This window comes from Halanaerobium sehlinense (assembly GCF_055379485.1).
Map to the genome: position 1 here is coordinate 303634 of NZ_AP042442.1, position 15678 is coordinate 319311.

The following is a 15678-nucleotide window of genomic DNA, read 5'->3' on the forward strand; positions in this document are numbered from 1 at the left end:
CTATGTCTTTTCAGGAAGACTTAAAGCAAAAATTAAAAAGTTATATTAGAGAAAGAGATTTCATGCATGCAACTGGAATTAGTAGGAGAGCTAAATTAGAATTTTTAGCTCAGGGAGAGTATAATATAAATTATTTGATTAAAGATGATGAAGAAAAATATGTACTTAGGGTCAATTTGGGCAGCCAGATGCATCTTGATGATCAAATTGGTTATGAATTTTCTGCTCTTCAAACACTGGCACCATCTGGAGTAACACCAAGACCATTTTATCTTGATAACTCTCAAGAAAAAATTGATTATGGTTTATTAATGATGGAATATCTACCAGGACGTCACTTAGATTATCAAAAAGATTTAAAAACTGCCGCTGAGGTCTTTGCGAAAATACATAAATTAGATAGTTCGAAAGCAGAGAGATTGATCAGGGAAGAAAAACCTTTAACTGCAATTTGGGATGAATGTGAGACACTGCTCGAGCAATATTTCAATTCAAAACTAGCAGTACCTGAGATTAAAAGATTTTTAATAAAAATGAAAGCAGAGATGTTTAAAAAGAAAGGAAAAGAGTCGGAACTGATGGATCTTTTTCCAGCTGCAGTAGTAAATACCGAAGTGAATTCTAATAATTTTATTATTGACGATAAATTCAAACTTGCTTATTTAGTAGACTGGGAAAAACCATTAATTACAACTCCACTTCAGGATTTGAGTCATTTTATGGTTCCAACAACTACTCTCTGGAAAACAAATTTTATTTTTAACCAGGGAGAGGAAGAAGAGTTTTTGCATCATTACCTTAAAGCAAGAGGGATGGATTCTCAATACCATGAAGTTAAATCGGCTCTTCATTTATTTAATAAATTTTCTGCAATGCGGGGTATTTCCTGGTCAGCAATGGCCTGGGTTGAATATCAGAGCACTGAGCGTGAAATAAAGAATCAGGATACTTTTGAAACAATGGACAGCTATTTAAAAATAGATTTCTTAGAAATGCTTTTTCCAGGTCTTAATTAATAAGTTTTAAAGATAAATCTTATGATTAATATAACCCCGCGTCTGCGGGGTTTTTTAAGGAGGGTTTTATGCTAGCATTAGAAAAAATAATTGCTTCTTTGATTATGCCGCCAGGACTTTTTGTTTTTTTGTTTTTAATATTAACTATTTATTTATTCAAAAAAACAAAATCAACTATAATTAAAATTACTGCTGTGCTAGCTCTTTTACTTTGTTTTTTTCTATCAACAGCTTTTGGAGTCCAACTTTTACTCCATCCTCTAGAAAATTATGCCGAGAGAAATTCGGTTACTGCCTTTGCCAAACATCCAATTGTTGTTCTTGGTGGCGGTTTGAATTATTATTCTTCTGAGAAAGCAGAACCCTCTGTTCATAGTCTGCAGCGACTAGTAAAAGGATATCAGCTGCATCGCAAATTAGAGACACCTTTGATTTATTCAGGGGGGATCGCTATTGGTCAGCAAAAAATTTCAGAGGCAGAAGCTGCTCTAGAGTTTTTAACTTCAATAGGGATGGATGAAAGTTATTATATTAGTGAAAATCGTGCTCAAACAACCTTTGAAAATGCCGTTTATTTAAAAAAATGGATTAAGGATAATGAAATAAAAAAAGTATATTTAGTGAGTTCAGCCTATCATATTTTACGTTCAGCGGCAGTTTTTAAAGCTCAAAATATCGATTTTTTAATAGTTCACTCAGGATTTATCTATGACCATCAGTTTAGCTGGTTAGATTATCTGCCAAATCGAAGTGCTTTAAGCGCAACTTTATCGGCACTGCATGAATGGATTGGTCTTGTCTGGTATTATATTCGGGGACGAATTTAAATTAATTTAATTAATGTATAATATTTAATGTTATTTTAAACATTTTCTGATAAACTATAAATGTATCTTAGAGAGGGTATTTAAAATTAAAGAGTATTGAGTATTAAAATCTCTTTTTAAGTAAATTTATGTTAAAAATTACTCTTAAGGAGCTTGATATTTTATGGCTAAAGATATATTTAAGGAAAGAAAGAAAATTGATCTTCATATGCATACAACTGCATCTGATGGAGCTTCAACTCCAGCAGAATTAGTAGAGACATGTATAGATTTAGGTTTGAAGATAATTGCTGTTACTGATCATGATAATGTAACTAATGTTAAAAAAGCACAGCAGTTAGGAAAGGAAAAAGGCTTAAAAGTTATTTCAGGGATAGAAATATCTACTTATAGAGGAGAGGCAGAATATCATATCTTAGGTTATTTTGTTGATCTAGAAAATGATGCACTGCTTGGATTAACAGAGGCGATTTTAGATTCTAGAGTAGAAAGAACTCATAAAATGATTGAAAAATTAACTGAAATGGGTTATCCCTTAGATTTTAAAGATGTAAAAAAATATGCTACAGGAGTTAGCCTGGGAAGACCACATATAGCGAGAGCAATGATTGAAAAAGGTTATATCAATGATATTGGGGAGGCTTTTACTGAGGAATTTATTGCAGGTGGAGGAAAAGCTTATGTTGAAAAGAAAAATGTATTACCAGCTGAAGCAATAGAAGTGATTTTAAAAGCTGGTGGAATACCGGTTATCGCTCATCCTCATATAATTAATCATGGTAAAGCTCTTGATAAAAAAGAGATTTCTCGGCTAAAAGATGTTGGTCTTAAAGGTGTTGAAGTTTATCAAACAAAACATAATCAAAAAGTAACAAAAAAATACAAGAAAATTGCAGAAGAATTGGGTCTTCTAATTACAGGTGGTTCTGATTATCATGGAGAAAATTCTCCTGGAATTATGCCTGGTGATAAAGGAATGAGTCAGGAAGAATATGATCAACTGGAAAAACATACCCATTCTATGCTATAATAACTAAAAATATTAAAAGGAGTAGTGAGTAAAGAGAATGCATAATGTAACGATGATTGCTGGAGATGGAATTGGACCTGAAATTTCAGAGGCTGTAGCTAAAATCATTGAGGCTGTGGGTGTAAAGATTAATTGGGATAAGGTAGAAGCGGGAGCTGGAGTGATGGATAAATATGGAACTCCGCTTCCGGAAAAAGTTTTTGAGTCAATCAGAAAAAATAAAATAGCTTTAAAGGGACCAATTACAACACCGGTAGGCAGTGGGTTTCGCAGCGTTAATGTTGCAATAAGAAAAGAATTGAATTTATATGCGAATGTTAGACCATTAAAAGTACATGCTAAAAAATTTGCCAAAGATGAAAATATAGACATGGTAGTTTTTAGAGAAAATACAGAAGGACTTTATGTGGGTATTGAACATTATGTCGGTGATGAAGCAGCAGAAAGTATAAAAATTATTACCCGTAAAGCATCACGGAAAATTACAGAGAGAGCTTTTGAATATGCAGTTCGTGAAGGTCGAAAAAAAGTTACAGCTGTGCATAAGGCTAACATTTTAAAATTTAGTGATGGTTTATTTTTAGAAGAAGCACGCAAAGTTGCTGAAAAATATAAAAAGACAAATCCAGAAATTGAATTTGATGATAAGATTGTTGATAATATGTGCATGCAGATGGTGCAGTATCCGGAACAATACGATGTTCTAGTTATGCCTAATCTTTATGGAGATATTGTTTCTGATTTAGGAGCAGGTTTAATTGGTGGCTTAGGCTTAGCTCCAGGGATGAATCTAGGTGATGAAATAGCTGTTTTTGAAGCGGTTCACGGTAGTGCTCCAGATATTGCAGGTCAAAACAAAGCAAATCCGGTAGCCCTTTTGTTTTCTTCAGTTCTAATGCTGAGGCATCTTGGAGAAACTGAGGCTGCAGATAAAATAGAAAATGCAGTTTCTTTTGTTTTGAATGAAGGAAAAGTTTTGACTGGAGATTTAGGGGGCAGTGCTTCCACTGATCAAATAACAGAAGCTATAATTTCCGAATTATAATTAATATAAGCTTATATTTTTAAGATAAGAGAGGAGAGATTAGTAAATGAAAGCTGAAAAGGGAAAATTAATTAGTTGTTTAAATAGATATAAGGAAAAAGCAGCGGCCAGAAAAAATGCTTATGGACTTGATCCCAGACCCTTAGAAGCAGAAGAAGTAGATTGTCTTTTTGCTGGGTTAAAATTAGATGGTTTAGAATCTGAAGAATTTAAAATATTTAAGCAGGAAAGACTTGATGAATTACTTTTGCGTTTGATTTCTCAGGAGGTTAAGAGAGGGACATTTCCCGCTTCACATGTTAAGGCTGAAGGCCTGGCTCAAGTGATTAAAGAAGCCGCAATTAGAGATGAAGAAAATCAATATTTAAGCTCAGATGAAGCTTTAAAGCTGCTGGCAGATATGAAAGGTGGGGCAGCAACTTCTCGACTTATTGATTTATTTGCTAAAGAAATCTATCGAGATCAGATTACTGAAATTTTAAAAGATACAGTACTAGTAACAAAATCTGATTTTGAGAAATTAGTAGAACTTGCAGCAGAGAATCCATATTTCAAAAAGAAAATTGATGAGTTAATGTTAAGCTGGTCTTACAGAGATTTTGCTGAAAACTGGGAACTTAAGCCTGAATATAATGGTGTATCTTTAAGAGTCGGTGATAATATTACGACCGGCCACTTAAGCCCTTCTAAAAATGCTAACAGCCGTACAGACCAACCTCGTCATGCTCAATTTGTAATGGATGGTCGTGATGATGAAGAAAACCTTTGGGGAAGATTAAATGAGCTTAAAGCAGACTGTTCTAATGTATTTTTCACAGCTGGTAAAGCACTTGGTGAAGGATCTTCAAGAAAATCTGCTACTTATACTATGCAGCAGCTTTTAGGGGAACCTGTAAAAGGGGAGCCAGAAAAGAAAAAAGGTGGAGTTGTAATCGCCAAAAGTTTTGCACCCATATTTAAAGAATCACTGGTTGCCTCCGGAATTTTACCTCTGGAAGCAGATACATCTGAGATTGAAGAAGGAGATAAGCTTAAAGTAAATCTTGAAGAAAAAAAGCTATTTGTTAATGATAATTTAGAACTTGAAATAAAATTACCAATTGATTATAAACTGAAGAAGATCGCTGCTGGAGGCATGACTTATTTTGATGCAGCAAACGAACTTCAGACTATGGCTCTTGCTTACTGCCGCGACAATGGTATTAAGACTGGAGATGTTAAAACTCCTGCTGAAGAAAATGTTGTCAAAGAAGATTCTAAACCAGCTCAAACTCTGGCTCAGAAGATAGTAGCTTATAATAGGCTTGATGGAAAAGATACAATTTTGCCTGGAGAAACTGCTCAGGTGAAGATGAGAGGGGCTTTTTCTCAGGATACAACTGGTCCAATGACTATGGATGAATATCAGTCAATGGCAGGTGGGGACTTTGGTGCAGAATTTGTTGTACAGTCACTCTGCCATACTGGAGAGTGTCCTTCAAGCGCAGAAAGGGATACCCATAAATTTTTGCATGATTTTGTGACTGAGCGAGGAGGAGTTTGCCTGCAGACTGGTGAAGGTATAATTCATACGATTGGTAATCGTTTTGTACTGCCAACTGATGTGATTGTTGGTGGAGATTCCCACACAAGAACTCCACGGGGAGTTTCTTTTCCAGCTGCCTCAGATATTGTGGCTGGAGTTATGAAATATGGCAAGCAGGATTTAACTATGGACGAATCTGTTAAAGTTAAATTTACAGGTCAACCACCTGCTGGTATAACTGCACGTGATTTAGTTTCTGCTCTGGTGATTTATGCAGATAAAACTGTAGGTAAAGATGTTTATAATGGAAGAATTATAGAGATGGAAGGTGTGGACTTTTTATCTTCAGATGAACGCTATATTCTCACAAATGCTGTAGCAGAACGAAGTGCTTCAGCAGGAGTAGTCCCCTCTGATGAGCTGACTATTGAAACTATAAAAGGGAATCTGGAGTATCTAAAAGCTAGACCTGATGCTGATTCTTCTCCATCTGTTAAAAACACAATAAAAGCGATAGAAAAATACTTAGAAGATCCAGTATTATTTGAAGCTGATGCAGATGCAGAATATGCAGCAGAAATTGAAATTCCATTAGAAGAACTTTCTGAACCACTAGTTGCTAAACCACATCATCCCGATAATGTTGCTCCTATAAGCGAGGTTCAGGGAGAAAAGATTGATGAGGTTTATATCGGCAGCTGTGTGGGTGGAGATTTAAAAAGTATTAAAGAAGCAGCAGAAATAATTGCAGGTCATCAGATTCCACAGGATGTTAATGTAGTTGTTGGTCCTGCTTCACGTGATATTTATGAAGAATTAATTGTTGATGGAACTATGGCTAAACTTACCCATGCTGGAGCAACAGTAATTATGCCTGGTTGTGGACTTTGTATGGGAAATAAAAGGCGGATTGGATCTGGAGCTACAGCTTTTACCACTACAACCCGTAACTATCAATCGCGGATTGGACCATCTGATTCTCGAACTTATCTTGGTAGTGCCCAGGTAGCTGGATGTGTGGCTGTACTTGGTCATATTCCAAGTAAAGAAGAGTATTTTAAACTGTATAAATAACGTGCACCTTCCGGCTGCGCGACCAATTATTTCCAATTAAAAATTATATAACCTGAAAAATGGGATTTAAAAATCCGATTTGAGGGATTAAAAAAGTCAGCTTGAGATAAGGCTTTCTATTTTAGTAATAGTAGGCTGAATTAAGAGAAACTTTATTAAATGATATTTATAATCCCTATCTATGTCAAGATAGGGATTATTTTTTTGAGAACAAATTATAAATTTCACTAATAGTAAAGGAGGGGTTGAGTGAAACCAAAAGACAAAAAGATTAAAGCTTTGATTTTGCCATTATTAATTTTAATCTGCTGGTACTTAGGAAGTGAATCTGGATTTTTTAATTCTTATATCCTTCCGTCTCCGACTAGAGTATTGAAAACTCTTTTAGGGTTACTTAAAAATGGATTGCTTTTCAAACATTTATTAGTGAGTTTTTATAGAGTATTTATAGGATTCAGCCTAACCTTTACTGCTGCATTTTCACTTGCACTTTTAATTGCCTTAAACGATTGGCTGAAAGATTATGTTACTCCAACCTTAGAATTTATTCGTCACATTCCTCCTATTGCTTTAATTCCAATTTTGATTTTATGGCTGGGAATAGGAGAAGAGCCCAAAATAACAGTTATAATTCTTGCTGCCTTTTTCCCAGTTTTTTTAAACACTCTTAGTGGAATCAGCAGCTGTGATCCAAAGTTAAAAGAAGTTGGGGAAATATTTGGCCTAAGTAAATGGGAAATTTTTTATCGAATTATTTTACCCCAGGCTGTACCTTCAATTATTGTGGGGATGCAGATAGCATTAGGTTACAGTTGGCGCTCTCTAATTGGAGCAGAATTAATCGCTGCCTCAGCTGGAATAGGTTATATGATAATTGATGCTGAACAGCTTTCTCGGCCTGATATTATAATTGTCGGTGTTTTTACAATTGGTATTTTTGGTTATTTAATTGATTATTTCTTTTTCAAATTTACTCAAAAATTAATACATTCTGGAGGGAAAGATAATGAAATCAATTATTCAAATCAAAAATTTAACTAAAAAATATAAGATTGAAGGTCGAGAAATCAGGGCCTTAAATAATATAAACTTAGAGATAGATACTGGAAGTTTTACAACAATAGTTGGGAGAAGTGGCTGTGGTAAAAGTACCTTTCTCAGAATAATAGCAGGGCTTGAAACAGCTAGTTCAGGCCAGATATCAGGAACAGATAAAATAAGGAGTTCTCTAGTTTTTCAAGAAGCAAGGTTGATGCCCTGGTTAACAGTTGCAGAAAATATTATTTTCCCTTTAAAAAACAGGATAAAAAGAGATAAAATTCAACCAAAAGTTGAAGAACAGCTGCAGCTTCTGGGTTTAAAGGAATTTAGGGATGCTTATCCTGACCAAATTTCTGGAGGGATGGCCCAAAGAACTGCTTTAGGAAGAGCTTTGATTTTTGAATCAGATTTGATTTTAATGGATGAACCTCTAGGATCTCTTGATGCCTTCAATAGATACAAGCTGCAGAAGGAATTGAAAAATATATTTTCAGAAAATGATAAAACAGTTATTTTTGTTACTCATGATATTGATGAAGCAATTTTTTTAGGTGATCAAGTTTTAGTAATGGATTCAGGAGAAGTTATTGAGCAGTTTAATTTAGAAAATGAATTTAGTTTTTCTGGAAATAAAGAAAAATATATTGAGTTAAAAGATCAAATATTATCTGAACTTAAAGCTTAATAAAGTTAGATTTGAATAAAATTTATCAGAATCACAGCAGGCCAAAATTGATTTATGATTATTTTAAATAAAAAAGGAGAATGATTTTAATGAAAAGAAAAATGATGAATATCTTAACAATTATTTTAATTACTATTTTTATTTTTTCAGCAGGAACAACAACTCTTTTGGCTTCAAAGCCAGAAAAAGTAGCTATTTCTTATGTTAAACTACCTTTAAATGTTCCTTCAATAATCGAAAAAGAAAATGAATTATTTGAAAAAGAGTTTAATCCAGATGGAATAGAGGTCAGCTTTCCAGAGATTACACAAGGTTCTAAGATGACACAGGCTGTTGCTGCAGGTTCTTTAGATTTTTGCAATGCTCTAGGAGGGACTTCTTTAATTTTAGCTGCAGCAAATGGAGTTGATATTAAGATGATTGGAACTTACAGTCGGGCCCCAAAAGCTTTTAATATTATGGCTAAAGATCCTAATATTCAAACTACTGCTGATCTTAAAGGTAAAAAAGTTGTGGGACCAAAAGGAACTATTTTACACCAGCTGCTTTTGGCTTCACTGGTAGAAAATGATTTAGATCTAAATGACCTTGAATTTGTTAATTTAGGGATTTCCAGAGGGATTTCTGCTCTTTTAACAGGGAGTGCGGATGCTGCACTAGTTGCTGGACCGGCTGTGCCTCAAGCTTTAGAAAATGGAGCTCATATTATCGAAAGTGGTGAGGGCCTTCTAGATGCAACAATTGTAATAGCCGTAAGTGGTGAGTTTTTAGACCAACATCCAGAAGTTGTTGAGCGTTATCTCAAAGTTCATCAGAAAAGTTTAAAATTCATGGAAGATAATCCAGGAGAAACTTTTTCGATAGTGGCGGAAGAGACAGGAATTTCTAAAGACGATGTTAAGCAGATGTATTCTTGGTACGACTTTAATCCTGAAATCACAGAATCAGATATTAATGAATTGCAAAAAACGCAGGCTTTTCTACTCGAAAATGGAATGCTTTCAGAATCAATTGAAATCGAGAGTTTAATTGTAGAATAATTCACTAAATCAAAGCTTGTTTTTTGAATAAAAATTATATATAATTAGAAATTGCTGCATCATAAATATTAGCTGTCTGCTGATTAAGTATTTTAATTGGCTGACAGCTTTATTTGCTTTTTCAAGCAAAAATTCTGACAATAGAAGGAGATTAGAATGAGCCATTTATTAGACGATTTAAATAAAAAACAGAAGCTGGCAGCTCAAACTTTAAAGGGTCCGGTGCTGGTACTTGCAGGTGCAGGAAGTGGTAAAACCAGAACTTTAACTTATAGAACAGCAAATTTGATTGCTGCAGGTGTGAGCCCAGAAAATATTTTAACAGTTACATTTACTAATAGAGCTGCAGATGACATGAAAGCTAAAATTAGTAAACTAATTGGATCTGAGATTATAGATGAGATGAATTTGGGTACTTTTCACAGTATTTGTTTAAAAATACTTAGAGATAACTTAAAAAAAGTTAACCGTTCTGAAGGTTGTTTAATTTATGATACAGCTGATTCAATTGCAATAATAGAAGATATTATTTTTGAATTTGGCTTAGAAGAGACTGAGTATGATCCAAAAATGATCTTTAATATAATATCTAAAGCAAAAATGGAACTGGTAATTTCGAATGATTTAACAGAAAAATATGCACAGAAAAACAACCAGGGTTCCAAGCATTTTTATCAAATTGTAAGCAGAATTTATAGAGAATACGAAAGAGTTTTAACAAACAATAATTGTTTTGACTTTAATGATTTGATTAAAAAGACAATAGAACTTTTAGAATCTGATGTAGAGATTTTAGAAAAATATCAGAATCAATTTAAATATATTCAGGTTGATGAATATCAGGATGTTAATCATTCTCAATACCATTTGATTTCTTTGTTAGCCAGACCCCAAAATAATATTTTTGTGGTAGGCGATGATTGGCAAGGAATTTATGGCTTTCGCGGAGCTGATATCAGTAATATTTTAGAATTTGAGCATGATTATCCGGAGGCCGAAGTAATAAAACTTGAAAGAAACTATAGAAGTTCAAATAATATTATTTCTGCCTCGAATCAGTTAATAAACAATAATAAGCAGAATAAAGTCAAAGAAGCTTGGACAAAAGCAGATGATGGAGCCCCAATTTTTATTGCTGGTGCAGAAAGCCCTTTGGTTGAAGCTAAGTATGTCTGTAAGAGAATAAACAATCTAGTAGATTTTTATAATTATAAGCTGAGTGATATTGCAGTATTGTGTAGAAGTCATTTTCAGTCTATACAGCTGCAAAATCAGCTGCCCAAATTTAGAATTCCACATCAACTTGTAGGCGGAGTTAGTTTTTTTGACCGCCAGGAAATCCGTTATTTTGTTAATTACCTTAAATTGCTGGTTAATCCAAATGATCGTCTTGCTTTAAAAAGATTATTTAGAATTGAAGTTCATGGAGTCGGAGAAATCTTGTTAAGTGAAATAAATAAATATGCACGTGAAAACAGAATGAAGATTACAGATGTTTTTGAAAGCCCTACTCTTGTCAAAGGAATTGGCAATAATAAAGCAGCAAATATTATTGAATTTCAGCGTCGGGTTATTGACAGTATCCATGATTTGCGTGAAGAAAAACTGCCGATGCACAAAAAAGCAGTGGAATTATATGAAAGAATAGACTTTGATCAAAATGTTCTGGCAGAATTAGATGATTCTGAAAGTCGAAAAAAATATATGAATATGTTTTTAAGTAATATGGCTGATTTTCAAAAAAATAACCCTGGGCGAGGTCTTTATGATTATTTATTGATTAATAAATTGATTTCAGACAAAGATATCACTGAAGATAATCAGGAAAAAGTAAAGGTAATGACAGCTCACTCTGCTAAAGGATTAGAATTTCCTGTGGTTTTTGTGATAGGAGCTGAAGAAGAAGTTTTTCCACACCTGAAGAGTCTGGAAGAAAAAGCTTCTGGTCAAAACCCATATGCTGTTGAAGAAGAGCGGAGATTATTTTATGTGGCAATGACTCGAGCAGAAAAATTATTATTCATTTCTTTTTCTAAACAAAAACTTTCAAATGAACAGGGGCAGTATAAGCAGATTATTCCATCCAGGTTTTTATATGAGCTTCCTGATCAAAGGCTTGATTTTACAAGTGTAGAAAGTAAAAAGGGTGGTTCAGGAATTCAAATGCGTAAAAATGTAGAAGTGATTTAAGCTGAATTAATTATCAACTGGCATCAGCTAAATAGATAATTTTCCATAAGGTTGATAACAATTAAAAATAATCCTTGACAGAGTTAAAATTGAGTGATAAACTACTAAATAACTTAAAAAGAAAATAAAAATCATCAAGAGCGGTGGAGGGACTGGCCCTAAGATACCCGGCAACCTACTTAAAATCTTTAGTAAGGTGCTAATTCCAGCATTCCGGAAAGGAATGATAGATGAGAGGTAACTGAATCCTCTCATGAGGATTTTTTTCATTTCTAACTGCTCTTGATATTTGGAGCAGTTTTATTATTTATAGAGGGTGATTACTATTGATAAAAATTGAAAACTTAACTAAACATTATCATGCAGCTCAGGGAAAAGTAGAGGCAATAAACGGCCTCAATCTGGAGGTTGCTGATGGTGAAATATTTGGAATGATAGGACCAAGTGGAGCCGGCAAAAGTACTTTGATCCGAATGCTCAACCTTTTAGAAAAACCGACTGCGGGGACTATCAATATTAACGGAACTGATTTGACTGAATTAAGCTCCCAAAATTTGAGAGCTGCCAGACAAAAAATTGGGATGATTTTTCAGCACTTTAATCTTTTATCTTCTCGCACTGTATTAGGAAATGTAGCTTTTCCACTTGAGATTGCCGGGGTTAAGAAAAAAGAGAGAAGAAAAAAAGCAAAAGAACTTATTGAGCTGGTAGGTTTATCAGATAGAGCAGATCATTATCCAGCCCAACTATCAGGCGGCCAGAAGCAGAGAGTAGGTATTGCCAGAGCTTTAGCAAACAATCCTGATTTATTATTATCCGATGAAGCAACCTCATCTCTTGATCCTGAAAGTACTAAATCAGTCTTAGAACTTTTGGCTAAAATTAGAGATGAAATGAATTTAACAATTATTTTAATCACACATGAGATGGGTGTAATTAAAGATATTTGTGATCGAGTAGCTGTTTTAGAATCTGGAAGGATTATTGAAGAAGGGTCAATTATTGATATTTTTTCCAGCCCTCAACAGCCGTTAACAAAGAAATTTATAAGTTCAGTTATTGATTTTGACTTACCAGAGAGAATTATTAAACATGTTAAAGCAGAAAGACCGGGAGAATTGATTCGAGTTTCTTTTGTTGGTGAAACAACTCATGATCCTCATATCTCTGACCTGGTAAAACATTATTCAGTAGATGCCAATATATTATATGGTAATATTGATGAGATTCAGGGTGTACCATTTGGAACTTTAGTTTTAGATTTAGAAGGACAGTTAACAAATATAGAGGAAAGTATAGCTTATTTGAGAAGTAAGGATTTAAGAGTTGAGGTGTTAGAAGATGTTTAATTTTATTACAGATTTAGCTCGCTATAATGATTTAATGCTCAGTGGTTTATTAGAAACCCTATATATGGTTGGTATGTCTCTATTTTTTGCAATAGTTGGAGGGATTCCCCTGGGGGTTTTAACAACTATTACTAGACCCGGTCATATATTGCCCAATAAGCCTCTAAATTTTGTTTTAGATGGAATAATTAATATTGGTCGCTCAATTCCATTTATTATTTTAATGGTAGCGGTAATTCCTTTAACAAGATTAATTGTAGGAACTTCAATTGGTACAAATGCCGCAGTAGTTCCCTTATCTCTGGCAGCTATTCCTTTTATGGGAAGAGTTACAGATAATGCAATTTTAGAAATTGACCATGGGGTTGTAGAATCAGCTCAGTCAATGGGAGCCAGCCCGCTGCAAATTGTATTCAAGGTCTTACTGCCAGAATCACTGCCAGCAATTATCCTGGGGCTAACACTGACTGCTATCAGTTTAGTTAGTTATTCTGCAATGGCAGGAGCAATTGGTGGGGGTGGTCTCGGCGATATCGCTATCCGCTATGGATACCAGCGTTTTCAGCTGCCTATTATGCTGGAGACAATTGTAGTACTTGTAATAATGGTTCAGTTAATTCAATTTTTTGGTAATCAGATTGCTTCATTTTATGACCACAGAAGTTAGTAAAGTGATTACTATTTTTAAATTTTAATCTTAGTTAATATAAAATATAATTGTAAATTATTTCTGAAGCTAAAAATCAGATTTAATTTAATAAAAATCAAACGAGTAGAAGAGGAGAGATAATTATGTTAAAGAAAACAATTTTGGTTTTAGTTCTTTTGACTTTTGTATTTGCTGGTGCTGTTCAGGCGGATGATCATGTCTTTAAGGTGGGAGCTACTCCTGTACCTCATGCAGAAATATTAGAATTTATAAAAGATGATTTAGCAGCAGAGGGAATTGAATTAGAGATAGTAGAGTTCACAGATTATGTAACACCAAATTTAGCTTTAGATGACGGCAGTATTGATGCTAATTATTTTCAGCATATCCCTTATTTAAATCAGTTTAACTCTGATCGTGGTTTGAACTTAAAATCGGTTATTAAAGTACACATTGAGCCAATTGCCTTATATTCTGAAGAATATACAAGTCTTGAGGAAATCCCTGAGGGAGCTTCAATTGCTGTACCAAATGATCCATCAAATGAAGGTAGAGCATTACTCTTACTCCATAACGAAGGAATAATTACTTTAGAGGATCCAACAAATCTAAGTGCTACACCAATTGATATTGTTGAAAACCCGAAAAATCTTAAATTTGAAGAATTAGAAGCTGCACAGCTGCCTAGAGTACTGCCTGATGTTGCTGCAGCAGTAATTAATACCAATTATGCGCTTGAGGCCGATTTAAATCCTTTAGAAGATGCATTAGTGATCGAGGGCAGTGACTCACCATATGTGAATGTTGTAGCTGTGAAAGCTGAAAATGTAGATAGTGAAAAAATCAAGGTATTAAGAAAAATTATTAATTCTAAAAAAGTTGAGGAATTTATTATTGAAGAATATGAAGGTGCTGTAGTTCCAGCATTTGAACCTGTTGATAATGGTAAAGCGGCCGATGCCAAAAAAAGCGGCGATTATATTTATTAATTAGAATCAAAAATCAAATAAATTTTTTAAAAAAGTGATCTGCTTTTATAGGGGTCACTTTTTTATTTTAAATAAACAATTTTTTATTATCTGACATAAAAAGTTAAGTGTCATAATAATATTAAAGGATAATGTAAAATCACTTATTGTAATAGTAGGAAAAGAGGTATATAATTTAAAAATGAGGTGATGATCAATGTCTAAAAGTCTGACAACCGTTGTTAAAATTGTACAATTTATGAAAGATTCTGATGTTAAAATATCTAGAAAAGCTTTATTTTTAGTTCCTATAGCTTATCTAATTTTTCCATTTGATTTAGTAGGTGATTTTTTTCCAATTCTGGGTCAATTAGATGATATAGCAGTTTTCGTAGTAATGTGGCCAATTTTAAAAAATCTACTGGGAAAATATGATAAAGGGGACCCGGATATCGAGAAAAGCAGAAAAGACCGAGATGCGATAGATATTGATGATTATACAGTTGAATAGATAGAAATTAAAGTAATTTAAATAATAAAAGAAAAAAATTTTATTATTACTCGACCAAACGGTTGACAAAAAAATAATTAAGATATATAATGACAACTGACCGGTTAGTCGAGAAACTTTTCAAAGTAATCAAAAGGAGGTTTTTATGTCAGAAGATACAAGAACAAAAATCTTAACTTCAGCAGTTCAGCTTTTTTCTAAAAGTAATTATCATGCAGTTTCGATGTCAGAAATAGCTGAAGGTGCTGGAATAAGCAAGGGGACACTTTACTGGCATTTTGACAGTAAAGAAGATTTGTTTAGGGAGATCACAATAAATGGGATGAACTATTTTAATGATAAATTCAAAAAGATATCCCAGTCTGATAAAAATAGTAAAGAAAAAATATACAATTTGATTAATTGTGTATTAAATACTTTTATAGATCATTTGAATATGATTGATGTATTTAGGAATAATGTTGAGTTAATCAGCAGTGAATTTAAAAATACTATAGAGGCTAAACATCAAGAAAATATCAGTGTTGTTGCTAAAATTATTGAGCAGGGAATTGATGAGGGTGTTATTAAAAGTAAAAATCATGCTGATATGGCATCTTTAATTTTATCAGTTTTATTTACTCCTCAGACAAAAGAATTATTGGATAGAAAAACTGAAATAGAAAAACAGGTTGATTTTATTTACGATTTTATAATGTATGGAATAAGTCGAAAGGAGAATTGATAAG

The 15678-nt window shown here is 33.6% G+C and carries 14 protein-coding genes and 1 riboswitch; all 14 genes read left to right on the plus strand.

What is annotated here, in order from left to right; all coding sequences use genetic code 11:
- Window positions 1-2: 2 nt before the first annotated feature.
- Entirely contained in the window at window positions 3-1016 is a 1014-nt protein-coding gene (locus tag ACZ446_RS01410) for a phosphotransferase (RefSeq protein ID WP_464393389.1), read from the plus strand.
- A 68-nt stretch (window positions 1017-1084) separates the two neighbouring features.
- Window positions 1085-1843: a YdcF family protein gene (locus ACZ446_RS01415; RefSeq protein WP_464393390.1), complete on the plus strand. Its 759-nt coding sequence runs from the start codon at window positions 1085-1087 to the stop codon at window positions 1841-1843.
- Window positions 1844-2006: 163 nt separating this feature from the next.
- Complete coding sequence (locus ACZ446_RS01420) at window positions 2007-2873, plus strand: PHP domain-containing protein (protein ID WP_464393391.1); 867 nt, start codon at window positions 2007-2009, stop codon at window positions 2871-2873.
- Between the two features lie 37 nt (window positions 2874-2910).
- On the plus strand, window positions 2911-3918 hold the full coding sequence (locus ACZ446_RS01425) for an isocitrate/isopropylmalate dehydrogenase family protein (RefSeq protein ID WP_464393392.1): 1008 nt from the start codon (window positions 2911-2913) through the stop codon (window positions 3916-3918).
- Window positions 3919-3964: 46 nt separating this feature from the next.
- Window positions 3965-6517, plus strand: coding sequence for an aconitase family protein (locus ACZ446_RS01430; RefSeq protein ID WP_464393393.1), 2553 nt, complete (start codon window positions 3965-3967; stop codon window positions 6515-6517).
- Window positions 6518-6766: 249 nt separating this feature from the next.
- Window positions 6767-7558, plus strand: coding sequence for an ABC transporter permease (locus tag ACZ446_RS01435; RefSeq protein ID WP_464393394.1), 792 nt, complete (start codon window positions 6767-6769; stop codon window positions 7556-7558).
- Window positions 7524-8243, plus strand: a complete 720-nt coding sequence (locus tag ACZ446_RS01440) for an ABC transporter ATP-binding protein (RefSeq protein ID WP_464393395.1) — start codon at window positions 7524-7526, stop codon at window positions 8241-8243. The genes ACZ446_RS01435 and ACZ446_RS01440 overlap by 35 nt, the downstream gene beginning before the upstream one ends.
- 89 nt (window positions 8244-8332) lie before the next feature.
- Window positions 8333-9283, plus strand: a complete 951-nt coding sequence (locus ACZ446_RS01445; protein ID WP_464393396.1) for an ABC transporter substrate-binding protein — start codon at window positions 8333-8335, stop codon at window positions 9281-9283.
- A 156-nt stretch (window positions 9284-9439) separates the two neighbouring features.
- The gene (locus ACZ446_RS01450; protein ID WP_464393397.1) at window positions 9440-11473 is read left to right on the plus strand and encodes an ATP-dependent helicase; all 2034 of its coding nucleotides are present in this window, start codon (window positions 9440-9442) and stop codon (window positions 11471-11473) included.
- Between the two features lie 128 nt (window positions 11474-11601).
- Window positions 11602-11710, plus strand: a riboswitch (SAM riboswitch).
- 89 nt (window positions 11711-11799) lie between these two features.
- Window positions 11800-12822, plus strand: coding sequence for a methionine ABC transporter ATP-binding protein (locus ACZ446_RS01455; RefSeq protein WP_464393398.1), 1023 nt, complete (start codon window positions 11800-11802; stop codon window positions 12820-12822).
- Window positions 12815-13489 (plus strand): methionine ABC transporter permease, encoded by a 675-nt coding sequence (locus tag ACZ446_RS01460; protein WP_464393399.1) that lies wholly within the window; start codon window positions 12815-12817, stop codon window positions 13487-13489. Before ACZ446_RS01455 ends, ACZ446_RS01460 begins: the two co-directional genes overlap by 8 nt.
- Window positions 13490-13614: 125 nt before the next feature.
- Window positions 13615-14460, plus strand: coding sequence for a MetQ/NlpA family ABC transporter substrate-binding protein (locus ACZ446_RS01465; protein WP_464393400.1), 846 nt, complete (start codon window positions 13615-13617; stop codon window positions 14458-14460).
- A gap of 196 nt (window positions 14461-14656) precedes the next feature.
- Entirely contained in the window at window positions 14657-14950 is a 294-nt protein-coding gene (locus ACZ446_RS01470; protein ID WP_464393401.1) for a YkvA family protein, read from the plus strand.
- A 145-nt stretch (window positions 14951-15095) separates the two neighbouring features.
- Entirely contained in the window at window positions 15096-15674 is a 579-nt protein-coding gene (locus ACZ446_RS01475) for a TetR/AcrR family transcriptional regulator (RefSeq protein ID WP_464393402.1), read from the plus strand.
- Window positions 15675-15678: the final 4 nt, after the last annotated feature.

Coding starts and splice junctions, on each gene's coding strand:
- ACZ446_RS01410 (WP_464393389.1), top strand. CDS start 3: ATGTCTTTTCAGGAAGACTTAAAGCAAAAATTAAAAAGTTATATTAGA.
- ACZ446_RS01415 (WP_464393390.1), top strand. CDS start 1,085: ATGCTAGCATTAGAAAAAATAATTGCTTCTTTGATTATGCCGCCAGGA.
- ACZ446_RS01420 (WP_464393391.1), top strand. CDS start 2,007: ATGGCTAAAGATATATTTAAGGAAAGAAAGAAAATTGATCTTCATATG.
- ACZ446_RS01425 (WP_464393392.1), top strand. CDS start 2,911: ATGCATAATGTAACGATGATTGCTGGAGATGGAATTGGACCTGAAATT.
- ACZ446_RS01430 (WP_464393393.1), top strand. CDS start 3,965: ATGAAAGCTGAAAAGGGAAAATTAATTAGTTGTTTAAATAGATATAAG.
- ACZ446_RS01440 (WP_464393395.1), top strand. CDS start 7,524: ATGAAATCAATTATTCAAATCAAAAATTTAACTAAAAAATATAAGATT.
- ACZ446_RS01445 (WP_464393396.1), top strand. CDS start 8,333: ATGAAAAGAAAAATGATGAATATCTTAACAATTATTTTAATTACTATT.
- ACZ446_RS01450 (WP_464393397.1), top strand. CDS start 9,440: ATGAGCCATTTATTAGACGATTTAAATAAAAAACAGAAGCTGGCAGCT.
- ACZ446_RS01460 (WP_464393399.1), top strand. CDS start 12,815: ATGTTTAATTTTATTACAGATTTAGCTCGCTATAATGATTTAATGCTC.
- ACZ446_RS01465 (WP_464393400.1), top strand. CDS start 13,615: ATGTTAAAGAAAACAATTTTGGTTTTAGTTCTTTTGACTTTTGTATTT.
- ACZ446_RS01470 (WP_464393401.1), top strand. CDS start 14,657: ATGTCTAAAAGTCTGACAACCGTTGTTAAAATTGTACAATTTATGAAA.
- ACZ446_RS01475 (WP_464393402.1), top strand. CDS start 15,096: ATGTCAGAAGATACAAGAACAAAAATCTTAACTTCAGCAGTTCAGCTT.